The 19,003-nt window shown below is 36.5% G+C and carries 16 protein-coding genes and 8 tRNA genes; all 24 read right to left on the minus strand.

Going from position 1 to position 19,003, the window contains the following annotated elements; genetic code table 11:
• Window positions 1–119: 119 nt before the first annotated feature.
• The 24 genes from AA0X71_RS19020 to AA0X71_RS19135 all read right to left on the minus strand — a co-directional run bounded on the left by AA0X71_RS19020 (window position 120) and on the right by AA0X71_RS19135 (window position 18,966).
• On the minus strand, window positions 120–1,289 hold the full coding sequence (locus AA0X71_RS19020; protein ID WP_413356868.1) for a M20 family metallopeptidase: 1,170 nt from the start codon (window positions 1,287–1,289) through the stop codon (window positions 120–122).
• 14 nt (window positions 1,290–1,303) lie between these two features.
• A complete protein-coding gene (locus tag AA0X71_RS19025; RefSeq protein ID WP_413356869.1) occupies window positions 1,304–2,611 on the minus strand; it encodes a M20 family metallo-hydrolase in 1,308 nt (435 codons plus the stop codon).
• Window positions 2,608–3,591 carry a proline dehydrogenase family protein gene (locus AA0X71_RS19030; protein WP_413356870.1) on the minus strand — a complete coding sequence of 328 codons (984 nt, stop codon included), beginning with the start codon at window positions 3,589–3,591 and terminating at the stop codon, window positions 2,608–2,610. The genes AA0X71_RS19025 and AA0X71_RS19030 overlap by 4 nt, the downstream gene beginning before the upstream one ends.
• Before the next feature lie 242 nt (window positions 3,592–3,833).
• On the minus strand, window positions 3,834–4,682 hold the full coding sequence (locus AA0X71_RS19035; protein WP_413356871.1) for a M55 family metallopeptidase: 849 nt from the start codon (window positions 4,680–4,682) through the stop codon (window positions 3,834–3,836).
• Window positions 4,683–4,809: 127 nt separating this feature from the next.
• Window positions 4,810–5,991 carry a M24 family metallopeptidase gene (locus AA0X71_RS19040; RefSeq protein WP_413356872.1) on the minus strand — a complete coding sequence of 394 codons (1,182 nt, stop codon included), beginning with the start codon at window positions 5,989–5,991 and terminating at the stop codon, window positions 4,810–4,812.
• Window positions 5,972–6,979 carry an ABC transporter ATP-binding protein gene (locus AA0X71_RS19045; RefSeq protein ID WP_413356873.1) on the minus strand — a complete coding sequence of 336 codons (1,008 nt, stop codon included), beginning with the start codon at window positions 6,977–6,979 and terminating at the stop codon, window positions 5,972–5,974. Before AA0X71_RS19045 ends, AA0X71_RS19040 begins: the two co-directional genes overlap by 20 nt.
• Window positions 6,976–7,965 carry an ABC transporter ATP-binding protein gene (locus AA0X71_RS19050; protein WP_413356874.1) on the minus strand — a complete coding sequence of 330 codons (990 nt, stop codon included), beginning with the start codon at window positions 7,963–7,965 and terminating at the stop codon, window positions 6,976–6,978. The genes AA0X71_RS19045 and AA0X71_RS19050 overlap by 4 nt, the downstream gene beginning before the upstream one ends.
• A 15-nt stretch (window positions 7,966–7,980) precedes the next feature.
• Entirely contained in the window at window positions 7,981–8,883 is a 903-nt protein-coding gene (locus tag AA0X71_RS19055; RefSeq protein WP_413356875.1) for an ABC transporter permease, read from the minus strand.
• 8 nt (window positions 8,884–8,891) lie between these two features.
• Entirely contained in the window at window positions 8,892–9,809 is a 918-nt protein-coding gene (locus AA0X71_RS19060) for an ABC transporter permease (protein ID WP_413356876.1), read from the minus strand.
• Between the two features lie 81 nt (window positions 9,810–9,890).
• Window positions 9,891–11,444: an ABC transporter substrate-binding protein gene (locus tag AA0X71_RS19065; RefSeq protein WP_413356877.1), complete on the minus strand. Its 1,554-nt coding sequence runs from the start codon at window positions 11,442–11,444 to the stop codon at window positions 9,891–9,893.
• A complete protein-coding gene (locus tag AA0X71_RS19070; RefSeq protein ID WP_413356878.1) occupies window positions 11,437–11,883 on the minus strand; it encodes a MarR family winged helix-turn-helix transcriptional regulator in 447 nt (148 codons plus the stop codon). Before AA0X71_RS19070 ends, AA0X71_RS19065 begins: the two co-directional genes overlap by 8 nt.
• A 762-nt stretch (window positions 11,884–12,645) precedes the next feature.
• A tRNA-Leu gene (locus AA0X71_RS19075) sits at window positions 12,646–12,727 on the minus strand.
• Between the two features lie 170 nt (window positions 12,728–12,897).
• Window positions 12,898–13,542 carry an SEC-C metal-binding domain-containing protein gene (locus AA0X71_RS19080; RefSeq protein WP_413356879.1) on the minus strand — a complete coding sequence of 215 codons (645 nt, stop codon included), beginning with the start codon at window positions 13,540–13,542 and terminating at the stop codon, window positions 12,898–12,900.
• Between the two features lie 1,006 nt (window positions 13,543–14,548).
• A complete protein-coding gene (locus AA0X71_RS19085) occupies window positions 14,549–14,962 on the minus strand; it encodes a hypothetical protein (RefSeq protein WP_413356880.1) in 414 nt (137 codons plus the stop codon).
• 887 nt (window positions 14,963–15,849) lie between these two features.
• Window positions 15,850–16,800, minus strand: coding sequence for a tyrosine-type recombinase/integrase (locus tag AA0X71_RS19090; protein ID WP_413356881.1), 951 nt, complete (start codon window positions 16,798–16,800; stop codon window positions 15,850–15,852).
• 161 nt (window positions 16,801–16,961) lie between these two features.
• Window positions 16,962–17,043 (minus strand) — tRNA-Leu (locus tag AA0X71_RS19095).
• A gap of 95 nt (window positions 17,044–17,138) precedes the next feature.
• Window positions 17,139–17,690 (minus strand): GNAT family N-acetyltransferase, encoded by a 552-nt coding sequence (locus AA0X71_RS19100; protein ID WP_413356882.1) that lies wholly within the window; start codon window positions 17,688–17,690, stop codon window positions 17,139–17,141.
• A gap of 19 nt (window positions 17,691–17,709) precedes the next feature.
• Window positions 17,710–18,279, minus strand: a complete 570-nt coding sequence (locus AA0X71_RS19105; RefSeq protein ID WP_413356883.1) for a GNAT family N-acetyltransferase — start codon at window positions 18,277–18,279, stop codon at window positions 17,710–17,712.
• Window positions 18,280–18,424: 145 nt separating this feature from the next.
• Window positions 18,425–18,513: transfer RNA gene (locus AA0X71_RS19110), tRNA-Leu, on the minus strand.
• Between the two features lie 34 nt (window positions 18,514–18,547).
• A tRNA-Cys gene (locus AA0X71_RS19115) sits at window positions 18,548–18,622 on the minus strand.
• A 9-nt stretch (window positions 18,623–18,631) separates the two neighbouring features.
• Window positions 18,632–18,706 (minus strand) — tRNA-Gly (locus tag AA0X71_RS19120).
• Between the two features lie 3 nt (window positions 18,707–18,709).
• A tRNA-Gln gene (locus tag AA0X71_RS19125) sits at window positions 18,710–18,784 on the minus strand.
• A gap of 21 nt (window positions 18,785–18,805) precedes the next feature.
• A tRNA-His gene (locus tag AA0X71_RS19130) sits at window positions 18,806–18,881 on the minus strand.
• A gap of 11 nt (window positions 18,882–18,892) precedes the next feature.
• Window positions 18,893–18,966 (minus strand) — tRNA-Trp (locus AA0X71_RS19135).
• Between the last annotated feature and the right edge of the window lie 37 nt (window positions 18,967–19,003).

Genomic DNA, 19,003 nt, shown 5'->3' on the forward strand with positions numbered 1-19,003 from the left:
CCAACTGACAAACTAAAGCACAACGCTAGGATTTTTGATGAGAAGATTTCTCTTAAATATCTAAGCATTGGCCAGTCTCTCCGAGCAGATTCCCTATACACTACGATAACTTTTTCTAGTTACATATAAAGTAGTGCAGCCTTACCTAATGTTTGTGCAGCCACGAGCATTGCTTTTTCATCAATATCAAATTTAGGATGATGATGAGGGTAAGCTACAGATACTCCTGCAGGCTTTGCACCTGTAAAGAAGAAAGTTCCTTTTACATGCTGTAGATAGTAAGCAAAATCCTCTCCACCCATTTGAAGTTCAGATTCTTCAAGTGAGTTGACACTAGATATGCCTTGAGCGACTTCAACTAAAAATTCTGTCTCAGCTTCATGATTCACTACTGCAGGATAGCCACGATTAAATTTATATTGATATTCACAATCAGCTGTAATGCACGTTCCTTTTATGACTCTTTCTATTTCTTTTTCAATAAGTGTACGAACTTCTTCATTGAAAGTCCTTACGGTGCCAATGAGCCTAGCCTTATCCGCAATAACATTAAATGCATTTTCTGCAACAAAAGAGCCTACAGATAATACTGCAGAATCTACTGGGTTTACTTTCCTACTAACGATTTGTTGAAGATTGAGGACGAGCTGAGATGCAATAACGACAGCATCCTTGGTATTATGTGGCTGTGCACCATGTCCGCCTTGACCTTGAATATTAATTTCAAAGCGATCTGCCGCAGCCATGATAGGTCCTTTGCGGTACTGAATTTTTCCAGTTGGTTCACTGGCCCACAAATGAGTCCCAAAAATAACGTCCACACCTTCTAGACAGCCATCCTCAATCATAGCAATTGCTCCACCAGGAGCATATTCCTCAGCATGCTGATGAATCATTACGTATGTACCTTCAAGTTCTTCTTTTAGTTCATTTAAGGCTTTAGCAAGAATTAATAATGAAGCAGTGTGACCGTCATGTCCACAAGCATGCATGACGCCTGGGTTTAGGGATTTGTATGAAACTTCATTTTCTTCTTGGATAGCCAAGGCATCAAAATCAGCACGGAGGGCGATCGTTTTTCCAGGTCTACCACCGTGAATTTTTGCAACGACTCCATTACCTCCAACATCTCCTTTAACCTCTACCCCAAGATTTTCATAGAAACTTTTAATATATCGTGCCGTATTTTCTTCTTGAAAAGATAGTTCAGGATGTTGGTGTAAGTATCTTCGGATTTCGATCATCTCATCATAATAACTCTCTAATTTTGAAAATAATCTATCAAACATATTCATGCTCCCTCTTACTTTCTCGTTAATTGATTAAGTTTTTCAATGAATCTTTTTAGGACGTGTACACTTTGCACGCAATCGTTTAATTCAGACCATTCTAAAGGGTTGTGGCTTACTCCATTAATACTTTTAACAAATAGCATAGCGATATCTGTTTTTTTTCCAATAATCATGGCATCATGTCCAGCACCACTTGGAATGCGAATCGGGACAATCCCTTGTTCCTTTAAAACTTCTTCCAATAACAGTTGATTTTCTTCCTTAATTGGTACTGGAGGGATATCCATCGTTTTCTTATAGGACACTTCCATTTGGTGAATGTTTGCGATACTTTCCGCCTCGTAAATAATATTATTTACGAGCTTATTTCTGGTTTCTTCATATATGTCTCGAATATCTACAAATAGTCTTACTTCACCTGGGATAACGTTTACTCCATTTGGAGATATATTCATCTTTCCTATAGTCGCAACAGCTGTATCATTAATCGTACCAGGCAGCCTACTTACCGTTGTAATAAACTCGCTTGCCGCCACTAAAGCATCATTCCTATCATTCATCGGTGTGTTACCAGCATGACCAGCTTTTCCTTTAAATCTAACCTCTAACCAGCAAGGTCCAGCAATACCACTCACAATACCGCATGGCAAACCTGCTCGTTCTAGACGTTTCCCCTGTTCAATATGAACTTCTATAAACAATTCTACATTAGAAAAATCTCGTAGTGATTTCTGATATGAGTCTATGGATAATCCAATTTCGGTTAATACTTCTTCAAATGTAAGCGAATCAGTAGAAATTAGCTTTTTTAGCTTCTCAATATCGTAATCTCCGACTAACGCTTGGCTGCCAAGCAATCCACCATTAAACCTTGCACCTTCTTCATCCGAGAAAATTACAACTTCATAGCTTTTTTTAGGATGGTAGCCAGTAGCATTCCATGCTTCTACTATTTCTAAAGAAGCTAATACTCCAAGAGGACCATCAAAATGACCTCCGTTTGGCACACTATCCACATGAGATCCTGACATAATTGAAGGTAATGTCGAATCGCTTCCAACTAATCTCCCAATTATGTTACCTGCTCCATCCTGATAAACATCTAGTCCTGCTTCCTTCATCCACTTGGAAATAAGCTTTTTAGCTGCCAATTCACCCCGTGAAAACCCAGGACGATCTGAACCATTTTGATCTGACAAACCTATTTTTGCAATTTCATTAAGGCGATAGGCAAGACGTTTACCGTTCACTCCATGTTGATTATAGCTTTCATCATAGTTTTCCATTAGCTTTTGAATGATAGGGTCATCACTACTCATTTAGATACTCCCCTTTTCTTTCTTAACTGATTAAGAACAATTAGCCCACCAGCGACACCAAGCGTAACCTTCGTTTTTTTATTCAGCACCTTTTTAACTACAAGATTAATATTCTGTGGACGTTCTGCTAGTCTCCTCATAAAATAGCCATACCAATCAGTACCAAACGGTACATACGTACACACATTATAGCCTTGCCTTACCAGCTCTAGCTGATAATCTTTTCGAAAGCCGTAAAGCATCTGGAATTCATAATTTTCTTTTGGAATATGATGTTTGTTGGTAAACCTTATAACTTCATTAATAATGCGGTGATCGTGGGTAGCAATTGAAGTAAAAGTACCATGTAATACATGATGCTCAATTAGATTTATATAGTTGCGGTCAATAGCCACTTTATCTTGTATGGCAACATTTTCTGTCTCTTTGTATGCACCTTTTACTATGCGCATTCTTGTATTCTTATACTGTTCAACATCATCTTCAGCTCTATGTAGATATGCTTGAATGACAGTTCCCACATTATTATATTCTTTCTTAAGTTCATCCAAAATTTCAAAAGTCGATTGCACGCTAGAGTAATCTTCCATATCCATATTAATGAAGATACTATAGTTGTTTGCTAAACTAGCAATTTCTCTCATGTTTTCTAAGCAAAAATTTTTGTCAATATCTAAACCAAGTTGTGTCAACTTCACTGAAATATGTGCATTCAATTGATGGATATGAATAGCTTCAAGGACTTCAAGAATCTCATCTTTAAAAGCAAGAGCTACTTTCTTTTCAGTAACAAATTCACCTAATCGATCAATCGTTACTGCAAGTCCATTTTTGTTCAATATTTTTACATGAGCAATCATTTCATCAATCGTTGTGCCGGCTACAACATTCTTCGCTCCCAACGCTAGTCCGTAGTTTTGTGCCATCTGGTTAAGACGTTGGTTTTGAGACAAAGATAGAAAGAAATTTTTTAATATCATTTTTCTTCGCTACTTTCTATAATTATTTACGCTGTTATCGCAATAATTGTTGTTTTTTCGTAAATATCCCATTTTTTTCTTTGAAAAAAATCTGGACATTTACACCTCCATTGGGGTTCAAAAGCTCGCATTCGTTTTGCATGGCACTTTTCGCTAAACTCCTTATGGATTTATTAAATGTAAAATTAGATTTTCTTCACCAAATTATCATTCAACAGCAACAATGATTGCGAAAAGAGCCTTTATTTGTTGGCATGACCAAGAACTCCATTTGTTGCTGCCATGGCAATGATAACGCATCCCCACATATGTTTATACGCCGTTACCATGTCTTCACATGTGAATTTAATACTTGTCGGTGAAATAAGTTCCACTGTAGGAAGAGTAGATGTCATACTTGCCTGCTGTGGTCCTTTAAATTCGATTTCAAAGGTTGTTTCCAAATTTTTTGTATCAAGTGGTTTAAACGATGAAATATTTTGAACGGCTTTACTTACCTCTTCCTCAATTCGTTCATTAACTAGTTTAGGATGAATTAGCTCAGCAGCTAGTCGATCCCTAGCAATTTTTGTCACAACACTTTTTACCTCTGGCAATGATTCTTTTACCTCTGATACATATAAGTCGTCACCACTAATAAATATCGCAGGGACACCAAATGCGCCTGCAACCATAGCATTCATTTCAGTTTCTCCCACAATTTTCCCGTTAATCTTCATTTCCTTCACACATACACCAGCAAGAGTATGTGATATGACAGCTTTTGACGCACTCTCTCTTCCGTGATGGCCAATAAAAATGATGCCGTCAAATGTTTCATCAAGCCCCTCTAGTTGGCACATTACTCGATTATTACCTGAAACTAGCCTAGCACGAGGGTCTAATTCTTCGATTATGATGTTTGACATATTACCATGGCCATCTGCCACAACCACTTCTGATGCTCCAGCATTAAAAGCACCACGAACAGCTCCACTGACTTCATCTGTCATTAACTTCCTAAAACGTTGATATTCCCCATTATTTACAAGTTGTTGTATCGTACTCACTCCAGCTATTCCTTCAATATCAGCCGAAATAAACAATTTCATTCTTATCACCTCAACTATTTTTTGTAAGCAATTAATTCAAATACTCACTAGTTTATTATGAAACATCTAATATAGTTTCTGTTAAAGAGCACCTGAACTTAATCAAGTGCTCTTCCGAACTGTAATATTAATAGCAGATTAGGGATTGCAAATCTCTAGGATAATAGGTCAGCATTTCTATGCCATCTTCCGTTACGAGAACCGTATCAGAGTGTCTGAAACCACCTAACCCTTTTACGTAAATTCCTGGTTCCACGGTCACGACCATTCCAGGTTTAATGATAGTATGATCACCTAAGTCAAAGAATGGTGCTTCATGACCAAGCAATCCAATGTTGTGCCCTGTATGGTGTCTTGTTAGTTCTGTCAGGTTATTTTCCTTAAAGTATGCTTGAACATCACTTTCCACATCCGAGTACTTTCTCCCAGGTCTAATAGCCTTAAACGCCACTTCCTGTGCCTCGTACATATGGTTAAAATATTTCTCTTGTTCCTTGGAGTATTCTTCGACAAACATGACTCGCTCTAGCTCACTTGTATATCCGAAGACACTAGAGGCAGCGCCCGTTACAAGCGTATCCCCTTTTTTCAAGACGATATTTTGCGTAACCGCATGCGGGAAAGCTGATTCTGGACCTACCTGACCGCGAAAAACAGCGTATGCTGTGCTGCCATGTGGTTTATAATCTGGTCCTAACGTATCAATCATTGCCTTTGTTGCCTCAGTGGATGCTTTGCTCGTAATCTCAATTTCACTTAAACCGCTTTTCGTATATTTTTGCAGTAAACGATGAACTAAATTGCCCCAGCGGCATGATTCTTTAATTAATTCAATTTCATTTGGACTCTTAATATATCTCATTTCTTGGACTACTCCATGTAAAGATATATATTGTTTAGCTTCAATTAGTTTATCAATAGAAGGTCCTCGATAACCTTGAGGGGAACCATAGCCTAAGGAGTCATATCCGATTTGTTTATTTTCAAAACCGTATTCCTTAAGGAGCTCCTTGAAGTATTCCATCGGGTGCTTAATTCCAGGGTATTCTGGATAGGAATGAACATAATCGACAACACTGTACTCTTCTGCATGCTCATGCTCTAATGAAGGTACGAATAAATGAACTTTATCTTCAGGATCGATTAGAATCCCAATCGGTCTTTCAGTAGGGTGAAAATGAAAGCCTGTTAAATAGAAGATGTCTGTGACGGAAAAAAGAACCGTCGCTTCACAACCTTTTTCCTTGTAAGTCTTGATGAACTTCTGCTGTCTTTCTTTAAATTCATACTTAGGAATGGATAAGAGCATTTGTTGTTTCCTCCTTGTTTTCTATATATAAATGGCAGCTTGTTACATGGCCATCAGCCACTTCTGTTAGGGTCGGAACTTGCGACTTACACTTTTCCATTGCAAAAGGGCATCTTGTATGGAACGTACACCCAGAGGGTGGATTAGCAGGGTTCGGAACATCCCCTGATAGCACAATTCGGTCCTTGACTTCTTTTGGGTGAGAAACAGGAACAGCTGAAATTAAAGCCTGTGTATAAGGATGCATCGGATTTCTAAATAACTCCTCTGTATTTGCCAGTTCCACGATTTTCCCAAGATACATTACAGCAACTCTGTCCGTCATGTGTTCTACGACACTTAAATCGTGCGAAATAAATAAATAGGTTAACCCAAATTCCCTTTGAAGCTCTAGCATTAAATTAATTACTTGGGACTGAACGGAAACATCTAAGGCAGACACAGGTTCGTCCGCCACAATAAAGTCAGGATTCAATATAACAGCTCTGGCTATTCCAATACGCTGGCGTTGTCCTCCTGAAAACTCGTTAGGGTGTCTATCTAGATGTGCCTCAGAGAGACCCACTATTTCTAATATTTCAATTATTTTTTTCAAACGTTCATCAGGACTATATTTTTTATGGACTCGTAATGGCTCCATTAAGATTTGCCTAATTGTCATCTTTGGATTTAAGGAGGCATATGGATCCTGAAATACCATTTGTATTTCTCTTCTTAATGACCTCATCTTTTCATAGGGTAAGGACATGATGTCCTTACCTTTATAACGAACTTCACCGGATGTTGCCTCAGTTAATCTTAAAAGAGTCCTTCCTGTAGTAGATTTTCCACATCCAGACTCACCTACTAGTGCGAAGGTTTCCCCTTTTTTTATGGTAAAACTAATATCATCTACTGCCTTAACTACCAAATTTGGTTTAAATAGTCCACGAGAAACTTCGTAGTATTTTTTTAGGTTTTTCACTTCAAGTAGAGTCGTTTCTGTCATTGGATAATCACCTGCCTTTCAGACTCTTGTAACCAGCATTTACTCAAATGATCTCCTTTTGTAAAAGCTGGCGGCGCTTCCTCAGTACATTTTTGTAACGCATATGGACAACGATTAGCAAAGGAGCAACCTTTTCCAATTTCCTCTGGACGTGGTACTTGTCCTTTTATGGAGTAAAGGGTACTCTTTCTAGCATTGTTAGTCGGCAGAGAATCAATAAGACCTTTCGTATAAGGATGCAGAGGGCTATCAAATAATTCGTTGATCTCAGCACCTTCAACAATTTCTCCAGCATACATGACGACCACACGATCACACATTTCTGCCACTACACCCAAGTCATGTGTAATAAATAGTAAACTCATATTCTGCTCTTCTTTAATTTTTTTCATAAGCTCTAGTATTTGTGCTTGGATGGTAACATCTAATGCGGTTGTGGGTTCATCACAAATCAGCAGCTTTGGTTCACATAATAAAGCCAAGGAAATCATGACACGCTGTCTCATTCCACCAGATAATTGATGTGGGTATTCATTTATAATCTGTTCTGCTCTTGGGATTCCCACTTGCTTTAACACATTTATTATTGCTTCTCTTCTATCTTTTTTTGACATTTTTTTATGTTGCTTTAGTGGTTCGCTTAACTGTTCACCAATTGTAAACACAGGGTTAAGAGATGTCATTGGTTCCTGGAATATCATAGACATTTCATTCCCTCGAAGTTTTCTATACTGCCGCTCACTAAGATGTGTAATATCCTGATTGTTAAAATGGATTCTTCCCGAAACAATCTTACTTTTTTTCTCCGGTAGAAGTCCCATGACAGCAAGTGAGGTTACACTTTTTCCGCTACCAGACTCGCCAACAATACCTAGGGTTTCCCCTTTTCTTAAAGAAAAATTCACTCCCCGAATCGGTTGGACAGTCCCTTCCCCTGTATTAAACTGGATTCCCAGGTCTTTGATTTCAAGAAGTATTTCAGACATCTTTTTCCCCTCCGATCATTCACCTTTAAGTTCTGGGTCGAGTGTATCTCTCAGCCAGTCACCGAACAGATTGACTCCTAGTGTTGTTAAGATAATAGCAATACCAGGGAAAGTAATTAGCCACCATGAACTAAAAATATAATCCTTCCCTTCATCTAACATGTTCCCCCAAGCCGGTGTCGGTGGCTGAACTCCAAAACCTAAGAAACTTACTGAAGCCTCAGCGATAATATAGGTTCCAATTTGTAAAGAGGCCAAAATGATAATTGGAGTAAATATATTGGGTAAGATATGTTTAACCAATATCTCCAGCTTAGGTACTCCTGTTGCAATAGCAGCAGTGATAAATTCCTTTTCTCTTAAAGCTAATACTTCACTTCGAATCACCCTTGCGAAAATGACCCACCCTGCTAACGCTAAGGAGATAACGATATTTGTAAGTCCCGCACCCAAAACCGCATTAATAACCAGTACTAACAATATGAATGGGAAGCTTAATTGTACGTCAACAATTCTCATGAGAACTACATCAATCCAGCCCCTAAAATAGCCAGCAATTAAACCAATAACTGTACCAATAATCCCCGCTAATAATGCCGTTGATACACCGATGATAACAGAGACTCTTGTCCCTACAATTATGCGCGATAATATATCTCTACCTAACTGATCCGTACCTAATATATGACCATCAGTCAAAGGAGGTAGTAATTTATCTCTAAATTGAGCATCCATCGGATTATAAGGAGCAATCCACTCCCCAAAAAAACTTAGCAATACTACGAGGATAATCAGACAGAAACCGAGCATCCCTGTCCAACTCCTTGTAAGCTTTCGGAACATATCTCTTGCCTTTGATTTTTTCGTATAATTCATCTCTATTTGATTATTATTTTTTGTAATAGTACTCGTTTCCACATCCTCACCTACTTCACTCGAATTTGAGGGTTAACATACGCATATAAAATGTCAGCAATAAAATTAATGACGGCATAAATAATGGCAATAATAAAGACTCCTGCCAATACAATTGGAAAGTCACGATTCATTAATGACTGGTACAGCAATCTTCCTACACCAGGCCATGAAAAGACTGCCTCAGTTATTACTGCTCCTCCTAGTAAGACCCCAAGATCAAGCGCAATTAACGTGATAATTGGAATTAACGAGTTTTTTAGAGCGTATTTCATGATTAAACTTGATGTGGGTGCACCAGCTGCTTTAGAGGTTCGGATATAGTCCTTACTCAATACATCCAGCATTGCTGACCTTGTAAAACGGACGAATCGTGAAATACTGTATAGTGCTAATGTAATGACCGGAAGGACCATATGTGCAACAGAGCCACCTCCACTCGAAGGTAACATTTTTAGCTGAGCAGCAAAGATAAAAATCAAAATCAAACCAAACCAGAAGTTCGGAATAGCCTGGCCGATGACAGTAATACCCACACTTGCTCTATCAAAAAGTGTATTTCGTTTATATGCGGAAAGTACACCTAAAGGAATAGCTATAAACAATGAAAGAATCAATGCTGAAAGAGCTAACTGGAAAGTTGCAGGCATTCTTTGTAAAACAAGCTCAAGTGCATCTTCACCACTTCTTAATGACTCTCCAAAATCACCTTGAACTGCGCTAAACATAAACTCTCCATATTGGACATACAACGGTCGATTAAACCCTAGTAAATCACGGTATTCTTCAATCTGCTCCTTAGGTGCATCAGGAGGTAAGAAAAGAGTTGTTGGATCTCCAGATAGGCGTATCAAGAAGAAAACAACTGTAAGGGCGAGAAAAACCACTAGAATAACTTGCAGTATCCTCTTTACTATAAAATCTAACATATGCTATCCTCCCTTATGCCTTGAATAAAAGAAGAGAGGTGAAGACCTCTCTTCTCTGATTATATCTTGAAATCTATCAATCTATTTCCAAGACATTTCAAATGCATTTATCTTCTCGTCTACACGAGGTGAGAATTTCAAAGAACTACTAATAGCGTAAAGGTCCGCCTGTTGCCATAAAGGAACCCATGCTGCTTGATCGACTAAATCCTGCTGGATTTCTGCATAACCCTTTTTTCGTTCATCTTGGTCAAACTGTTGGTTAGTTTTCATGATTTTCTCTTCAATTTCCTCATGATAGAAACTGCTATATGGAGCCTCTTTCGTGAAAAGATTTTCAATAGTTGACTGCCCATCAAAAGCAGGGCCCCATCCTAGAATAAACATATCTCCAGTATCTCTCTTTTGAATCTTCTCTAAATGATTACCCCATTCGTTCACTCGAACATTTACAGTTATACCTATCTTTTGTAACTGTGAAGCAATGGCTTGAGCTACATGAGAATCCATTGGATAACGACTACTTGGTGTATCAAGTGTTAACGTTATTTGTTCTGGACTATATCCCGCTTCTTTAATCAACTGAACCGCAAGTTCTGGATCATACCCGTAGTCTTTAGTTTCAGTATAATCTGAATTTATTTGAGAAAGTGGACCAGTAATTCTTGTACCATAGCCATTTAGAACTGTTTCAAGTAGTTCATCTGCATCGATCGCATAGTTAATTGCTTGTCTTACCTTAACATCTTTTAATGGACCATCAACTAAATTTGAGAGTGCTAAATAATTTATACGGGAAGAAGATACTTCACCTATTTCACTCTTATCAAATTGCGCAACGGAGTCAACTGGAATATTCTTAAATAAATGAATTTCTCCACTCATAAATGCAGACATTCTAGCGCTAAATTCTGGAATAATTCTAAACTCTACTTCTTCAATCTCAGGCTTTCCTTGCCAATAACCATCAAAGGCTTTTAGCTTCAAATGATTATCTCTTGACCATTCAACAACTGTATAAGCTCCTGTACCAATAGGTTCACGCGATGCTTGATCAAGTCCTACTTCTTCTACATAACCAGGTTCTATAATTAATAAATCTTCTGCAATACGTTGAATCATACTAGGGAAAGGTACCGCTGTACGGATTTCAACTTCATAATCTGAGAGGACAACAACTTCTTCAACATTTGCCCATCTTGAACGGTAAAACGATCCATTCTCTTCATTTAAGATATAATCAATGCTGTACTTTACGGAATTTGCATTAAAATCTGCACCATTATGGAATTTTATTCCTTCTTTCAACTTTAAATACCATGTCTTTTCGTCAACATTTTTCCATTCTTCTGCCAGTACAGGAACGAAATCACCTGATTCTCCAGAACGGTCAATAAGTGGGTCATAAATATTTCGAATTAATGTATCTGTCGTATAATTTACATCATGGTTGGCAATTAAAGTAATTGCATCTGCCTCAAATCCAATGATAAGCGGGCCTTTTGCATCCCCATCATCAGAGCTAGGAAATGATGAGTTACCTGAGTTTTCATCTACATTCGTTCCTTCTGTACATGCTGCTAAAAACATTACAAGTACTAAAAGAAATGCAAAAATCACATTTTTTTTAAACATTGCTTTTTCCCCCTTTGGTAAGTGATAAAATTCTTTCTATATCTTCCATAGATTTGATGAGAGAATCTAATTCATCATTATTTACTTTCTCAATCATCCTCCTCACATTATCACTAGCCTTATTAGAAAGTTCTTTAAGAACATTTTCCCCTTCGTTTGTTATATGTAGATATTTCTTTCTCTTATCATTTTCGGAAGAAACTCTCCTGATAAGTCCTCTATTATTAAGTTTGTTAATGATTCTACTAACGTAACCCTTATCAAATTCAAAGAACTCTGATAATTCAGAAGCTGTACATTTATCTTGTTCGTTAATTTCAAATAATATCATTGCTTCAGACATTGAATATGGACTTCCATCCGTATATTGTGTATACAAACCAACAACATTAAGATAAAAACGATTAAATCTCTTAATTTTTTGTATTTGATTTTCCATCAACTTCAACCCTTTACCTAACTACTAATTTAGTTGCTAGTAACAACTTGTTTTTATCTTAATCCTACTTAGTTGCTTTTGTCAATTTATTTTTTTGAAAATTATAACTTATTATACTATTATAATTTTTAGGAAAATAACCTAAGTCATTAGAATTAAATCCATCCTCTCAGAGGCAAAAATTGTAAATAACGAAGATAGAAATGGAGCTTGAATACATCTGTACATCCCATTTAATCTAAGTGCACATGAGTTTACCAGTCTTATCAAAAATTACATACAATTACAATTGTAAATACATAACTTAGCATCTTGACACGAAGTCTCTAACAGGATGCCTACTATTCCAAGTAAAGTTCTACACTTTTATTTTGTAATAAACAATTAAAACAATATAGCACTACTATCAATTTCCTCTAGATAAAGGAGTTCGGACTAAATCAGCTAAAGAAATTTTCCCTGACAGCATTATCCAAACAGTTACTATGGAACATACTATTATTTACTGCTGTTCAAATGTTTTTTTGGTACTGTCTCATTCAGTAGATCTGCATGAAGAAACGCTTAATTTCCTGGCTTAAGACGCTTAATTACTTAGACTAACCCTTGCTACTTTTTTCATTTTGACTCTTACATTTCTTCACTCTTTCAGCCTTACGCACACGATTTTGCCCAATCAAATCGTGTATTCGGTGCAAAAGAAAAAGGGCTTAGGATATTCTCCTAAACCCTTGAACCTATTGATTTTTCAGTTTTTTTCGATACCGGTGGTCGGGGTCGAACCGACACTCCAGAAGGAACACGATTTTGAGTCGTGCGCGTCTGCCAATTCCGCCACACCGCTGGTATATCAACATTTTCAAGAAAGCTAATCAATGCTTGTCCTTATTTTGTCCACACGATTAATTAAATACCTTATTTAGTATAATAATTTCCATGAGCAGAGAAAGTCAATTCTTTTATATTTTCCCCGCTTATAAAAATTAAAAAGTTCTTTATTACTAACTTCTTCCTTTATTGTGTTTGCAATTGAAGATGGCAGTATTTATATTTTTTTCCACTTCCACATGGGCAAAGTTCATTTCTTCCGATTTTTTCAACCCTAATTGGTGCATTTTTTATAGTTTGATTATTTGTAGGGATGGTTGTTTGACCATTTATTAGATTAGTATTGTTTATTTCAGTGCTTTCGTAAATATGGTTAATTACTTGATTTACTTCGATTTTTGGAGTGGGTTCTTCTTCAAGTAAAGATGGTAAAAATATTTGTATTATCATTATAAGACAGGTAATAAAAATACCTAAGTCTGCCCGCAATTCTTCTCGGTTTCTTGGTAATAGGTCTAATATGGAAATTAATTGAGGTGTTTCTTCTTGGATTTCTTCTTCAATTTGTTCAAGTGTTGTTTCATGTTTTTGTGCTAATTGGAGAATTTCAGAAAACCTTTGTAATTCCTTAACGGTTCTTTCTGGAGCACTTAAAACTTCAATTGCATTACCTATAAAATTAAATACTCCGTCAGGAATATGTCCCCAACCACCACAACTTGGACAAGGGCCTGATTTGTTTCCTGAAAGTGTAACACTTGAGTTTTCAACAAATATACCTGAATTAAAGATAGTTCCGCATGTATTACAAACGGCTGGCATATGGGGCATTAAATATCCTCATTTCTATATGGGTTAATTTTATTATAAACCATATTTGTAATATTTGGATATAAATTCATTCCAAACGGAACAGCATTCTGTCTATTTTTTCACTAACCTGCTATATTATTTGCTCATGTAATATTTATCATAATCAATACTTTTAATAATTTCTTTTATATAATCATCTTTTCCCCGATTTCAATTAATTCCTTTGCTCATTGTCGGGGATTAGATGATTAATCACTTTAGTGATTCCTATATATGTTAATTGATTTTCATAAACAGGATATTATCTTGATTATGTTAGGTATTTATCTTATATAATCTTGCAAGCAAGATTCAAAGTTCAAGAACTTTGATTATGAAAAGAGATTTTTTATTTAAGATATACTATCCCCTATATACTCAAATACCAATGAAAACTTATTAAAAGAATCGTCTTATTTGAGCCTTGACGATAATAACATCATTAGTAGTACTTAGTAAAATACTAAGGATACCTCCACCCCGCACGTTTTTTATTTACATGAGAATGCGTTAAACTCATCACATCACTGAACATTCAAGTAATATTGCAAGAATATGGCATGGCGACCTATATCCGATATTACTCATACAGTAACTGCTGATTTTCTGCATCGGCTCAGCTTACCTTGGGGTTTACCAAATGCCCTTTCGGACAATATTTGGTTCGTGGCGAAAACCCTCAGCTTCAAAAAACTTCTTAGCACCACTTTAAACGTGTAACTAACTTCACGACAATAATGAAGCTAGTTGATCGATAATGGAATCACCCTTATATTTAGTTGTCTTATGTATATATTTACTATTTTAAGGCGATTTCTTTGCACTTTAGTATAAGATTTTCTCAAACTGCTTTACGATTTCTGAATTTACTAACATATCGTCCTCCAACAAAGAACGAACATACTCCGACTTATTGAGACCGCTTATAACACTCATTAATGCTAAATATTTGATTTCAGTATCTGTTAGGTAAACACTTGTATTTTTAGTTTTTTCCATGTTGCTTCCCCTCTTTTTCTTCAATTTTTTCAACCATTTCATTAATTTTTCTCTTTGTATCTTTTAGATTTTTTTTATCAATTTCTACACTTCTTAAAAGTTTGGATAAGTCCTCAAGTCCTCGAATTTCCAACAATCTAATCACCCTCAAATTTTCATCTCGATAATATGACAAATAACTTTTAATGCCAGCGTTATAACTCATAATGTCTAATAATTCCTTTTCTGTTAATGAAATCTCATGAGCAAAGGATATTAAGTCTATGTATAATTGCTCGCTATTCCTGTTAATGATTGATTTCTCTTTACACTTATAAATGATTAGCCCCTCATAATCCTCCGAGTCATACATAACCTTTGGTGTTACTTCTTTATGTAGAGTAGTAAATATCATACTCATGTTTAAACCCTCCTTATGATATAAAATTACACGTTAGAAGGGGACAGAATGGAAGTTAAGCCCCCTCCCTCTTTTCCGTACAATTGTAGAATACTAACCATATATTCAATACCTTGTACTAGTGAAGAATTAAGAAAATAAAGGAGTTGTGAAACGGTTAAAGATAGAGGAAGTTATCTTTTTTCCGTTCCTATATAACAAACTTCTTGAAGTAAGAGATATTATGCTATGGAGGTTTCATAATACCCTTGTAATATATATTTACGATCTGCAAGCGGAAACTTTGCACTTTTTATATTTTGTTCCTATAACAGAGGTTATGAGAATTGCGGAAAATAAACTGAAATAGACCTGCTACTATAAGTCCTATAAATCAAGAACATACGTTTGCATTTTATTCTAGCTATTATTCCTATTACCTTTTATTAAAAATGCAAATACACCCACTTAGAACCCCTTAGAGAGTGTATTACAATCAATTCTTTGATTATGTCTAGCTGTACTAGTTAAAGCCTGACTGAATCTATTAGTTATGAGTACAATACCCTCATAACCGTTTGGGGCCGGAATATAAAGGACTACAAACAATAATATTCTAAAACATATAACGTTTATAACGTTCTATCGCCCCCTATACTGCTCATGGGCGGGGGCAATAAGAGTAAGTAAAATATATGGATGTCAAACCATATTAACTTACTTATTTATGTAAACTCCAATTTCCAATTATGAGGAAGAACATAATCAGGAATAAGGAGGGAATAACGTTGTATTTAGGGGTAGGGGGTAATTCAAATGAAACACAATATCCGAACGAAAAATGATTTACGCACCCTAGCACATATAATATGGGATTTTCGGGCTTTTTTCTTTAGCGTGCTAAAGGATTATTTTCTACCCCTTTTCATACGTTTGTTTTCTGTGTAATTGGCTAAAATACTATGCTTGTCAAAACCCTCTTTTAAATCCTCTGAATACAGATTTACATAGTTCAAAGTAACAGCTAATGTACTATGCCCCAATAATCTTTGAAGCTTAAAAGCGTCTCCCCCGCTCGTTATATAGTGCTTAGCGAAGGTATGTCTAAAAGCATGAATGGAGGTTTTCGCTACTCCTCTTTTCTTGTTATAGCGGGATATGGCATGCTGCATAGAGTTCCTTGTCATTTGCTCTCCTAACTCGTTCATGAACAAATATTCATCTTTTTTTAACCTGTACATTCTAATGTACTCTGTAAGGATTTTAATTAAATGCTCACTTATAGGATTATACTGTGCTTTCCTATTTTTTGTGGTGGTCAATATAACCATTCCATTATCAAGATCAATATCTTCAACCATTAAATTAAGAACTGTATTAAGTCTATTGCCTGTTTCCAATAGATAATTAACCAGAACCCAATTTCTATGTTCTACAAAGCCACATTCCCTTATATTAGGCTTTTTAATTAGCTTCTTTATTTCTTCCTCTGAATATGGCTCTTTTTGCTCCTTATCCGCTTTTATAAGGTTTATTTCAAATTGAATTAGATAATTTTCTCTCATTGCAAAGTAGAGAAATGCTCTAGCAGCTCTCATATATGTGTTAATGGTAGTGGCTTTTAAGCCCTTCTTTTTAAGCCATAAAATAAATTTATCGATGTGTTTCTTTTCAATCTCTCTTATAAAATCAATGCCTATTTCATTCATAAATCTAAGGAAGTGTACTAAATTTTGTTCATAAAAACGTATTGTCATTTCTGATAAATTTTTTACTTTGTTTTCGAGCTGAAAATCCTCGAATAGTTCCTGGGGAGTCTTTTCTAATTCTGCTCTTTTCATTACCTTTACTTTTGCCATTTTAATCCGCTCCTTTAAGATACATTGGTCTTAAAGGTACTTATTAATCGTTTCTTGTTGTCCACACGATTAGCTTTTTACTTTAGCGGGGAAAATACAAAAAAGCCAATACTCTGATTAACTCAAAGCATTGACTTTAATGGTTTCTGATAATGATATGATACCGGTGGTCGGGGTCGAACCGACACTCCAGAAGGAACACGATTTTGAGTCGTGCGCGTCTGCCAATTCCGCCACACCGGCATATTCTAATCGTCAAAAGATAGCTAACATTATCTCAAGACAAAAAATATCATACCACGATAATAATACTTTGTCAAACCAATTCGATGTCTATTTTACTGATGGAATAAATCGTTTTCTTCCCATTCTTCACGAAGCATCCCCATACGAATGGAATCATAGTATTCACCGTTGTAATATCGTACCTTCCTAATTCTTGCTTCTTCTTTCATGCCGAGATTTTCCCCAACCTTAATCATTCTTATGTTTCCAGACCAAGTCGTGTAACCTATACGGACCAATGGCAACGTATTAAATAAATGATTAATCCAAAGCTTGATTACTCTTTTTCCATAGCCACCATTCCAGTAATTCGGGTCATAAATGACAATTCCCATTTCAAGCCAACGAGAAGGTTTATGCTCCCAGTAATAACCGACAGTCCCAATTACGGTATCATTTACTTCAATTGCCCAGCGTCGTTCATTTGCGACGTAATCATCCTTTTGACGTAAAAATTCTTCATATGAAATATTTTTGTGCTCATAGTATGGGGCATCCCATTTTTTCCACTCGGGAGAATCCTCTTTATATATAAGCTCCCACAATCTACTTAAGTCATCATCTATTATTGGTCTAATTATTAAATCATTGTCCTGGTAACTCACTTCATCACCTATTTCCCCATTAATAACACAAATCAAACTCTTCTTTTAAAATCGCATACATTTTCAAATCTCGATGTTGCCCCTTTATAAACATATATTTTCGTTGCGTTCCTTCAAAAGTCATACCTGCCTTCTCCATTACTCTTTGGGAGGCTATATTCTCAACTAAGCATCTTGCTTGAATACGCACGAGCTCCATTTCTTCAAAGCCAAATTTTATGATAGCTCTTGCTGCTTCTGTTGTGATTCCTTTACCCCAATACTCTGGAGCAATTACATAGCCAATTTCCGCACTAAGATGAGCAGTATTCCATGACACATAATCAATCGTGCCGATAAAAGAACCACTCTCTTTATCTTCAATCCCCCAAGGAGCTATTTTCTCATTCTCGTACTGATTCAGTACAAAATTAATAAACTTTTCCGTATCAGATATACTCTTATGCACATCCCAAGTCACATACTTAGCAACTTCTTCATTACTTGCATATGAAAACATAGCAGCTGTATCTGCAGATGTTATTTTTCTCAAAAGTAATCGCTCTGTTTCTATTGTAGGCAAATCCCTATATATTTTCTCTATCATCATTGAACTCACTTCTCTCTAAAAAAATGGCTGACTATAGCATTAAAATTTAACAGAGAACTATGAATTTTACAATACTATTTTGAAAGATCAAAAAAAGACTTAACCATCAGGCTAAATCTTTAAATATCGTATGTATTGGTTTAAATGGTGCCGAGGACCGGAATCGAACCGGTACGGTAGTCACCTACCGCAGGATTTTAAGTCCTGTGCGTCTGCCAGTTCCGCCACCCCGGCTAGCTTAAATACTAGCATCTTAATTTTATATGAATGGAGGCGGCAACCGGATTCGAACCGGTGAATAAAGGTTTTGCAGACCTTGGCCTTACCACTTGGCTATGCCGCCGTTATTTTTTGGAGCGGAAGACGGGATTCGAACCCGCGACCCCCACCTTGGCAAGGTGGTGTTCTACCACTGAACTACTTCCGCAAATGGCTGGGCTAGCAGGATTCGAACCTACGAATGACGGAGTCAAAGTCCGTTGCCTTACCACTTGGCTATAGCCCATTGAAGAAGATTATAAATAAATGGGGCGATCGATGGGAATCGAACCCACGAGTGTCGGAGCCACAATCCGATGCGTTAACCACTTCGCCACGACCGCCATAATAAAATTGGCAGGGGTAGTAGGAATCGAACCCACACCAAAGGTTTTGGAGACCTTCGTTCTACCTTTAAACTATACCCCTATATATAGAATATATGATTTATTGCTTTTGGTGATGC

It is taken from the genome of Robertmurraya phoenicis (genome assembly GCF_047302285.1).
GTDB lineage: Bacteria > Bacillota > Bacilli > Bacillales > Cytobacillaceae > Robertmurraya.